This is a genomic window from Halobacillus sp. BBL2006, assembly GCF_000786645.1.
In the GTDB taxonomy this organism is placed as follows: Bacteria; Bacillota; Bacilli; order Bacillales; family Halobacillaceae; genus Halobacillus.
Genome location: NZ_JRNX01000951.1, coordinates 1 through 955, shown reverse-complemented (window position 1 = coordinate 955; position 955 = coordinate 1). Strand labels below are relative to the sequence as shown.

The following is a 955-nucleotide window of genomic DNA, read 5'->3' as shown; positions in this document are numbered from 1 at the left end:
ATCGCCATCAAGGAGGTTGAAGTCTACTTTTTGAAAATCTTCAATCCGGCCTAAATATTTCTTCATTTGCTCTTCAGGCATATGTTTGACGGTTTGGAAATGGTTCTTTAAGTAAACGGAGTCATATTGCGTATCTTTTCGTGTTCGTGCGAGAAAGATGACAAAATGACTGGCGTCTGGAAGCTTGCCATAGGCCCCCCAGGCAGTTTCTTTAATTTTTTGCCTAAGTTCAGGATTTTGGACAACGACAAATCGCCACGGTTCAAATCCGAATGAACTCGGTGAAAGACGGCCGACTTCCAGAAGAAAACGAAAGTCTTCCTCAGGGATGGTACGGTCGGGATCGAATTGCTTTGTCGCATGCCTGAATTGAGCTGCTTCTAAGATATCCTGCTTTTTCGTTTCTTTGTCACTCATTTGGTTTCCCTCCTAAAACAAATCTTCAATCGTACTATATCACAATACGAAGAACTAATTCGTGGATCATGCACGGCGTCGCGACCATTAAGTAGGAACAACAACCTGTGCCATTGTCAGTCATGAAACTAAAAAAATCTGCTTGAATATTTTTAAGTAAACATTTTATTAAAAAAGCTTGCAACAAATTGGAAGGATTAGTATGATTTTATATGGAAGCGTTTTCAGAATTTGCTAGATTATCATAGGGGGAATAAGAATGGCTACGATTGAAGATGTAGCAAAATTGGCTGGGTTATCCAGAACGACGGTGTCCCGGGTAATCAACGACCAGCCATATGTAACAGAAGAAAAAAGACAACGAATTATCCAAGCCATGAATGATCTCGGTTACGTCCCCAATTCATCAGCCCGCAGGCTTAGAAGTCAACGAACGGAAACCATCGCTGTCCTCTTACCAAGAATAACAAACCCTTTTTTCGGAAATTTAATTGAATCGATGGAGGAAAAGGCGTCAGAATGGGGTTATCAAGTCATT

At 40.9% G+C, this 955-nt stretch carries 2 protein-coding genes; one reads left to right on the top strand and one right to left on the bottom strand.

Going from position 1 to position 955, the window contains the following annotated elements; genetic code table 11:
* The coding region (locus LD39_RS21330; protein WP_035553772.1) for a nitroreductase family protein at positions 1-417 on the bottom strand (417 nt) is incomplete at its 3' end.
* A 259-nt stretch (positions 418-676) separates the two neighbouring features.
* Between LD39_RS21330 and LD39_RS21325 the strand changes: the two genes are divergently transcribed.
* On the top strand, positions 677-955 hold a 279-nt coding region (locus LD39_RS21325), incomplete at its 3' end, for a LacI family DNA-binding transcriptional regulator (protein WP_035553769.1).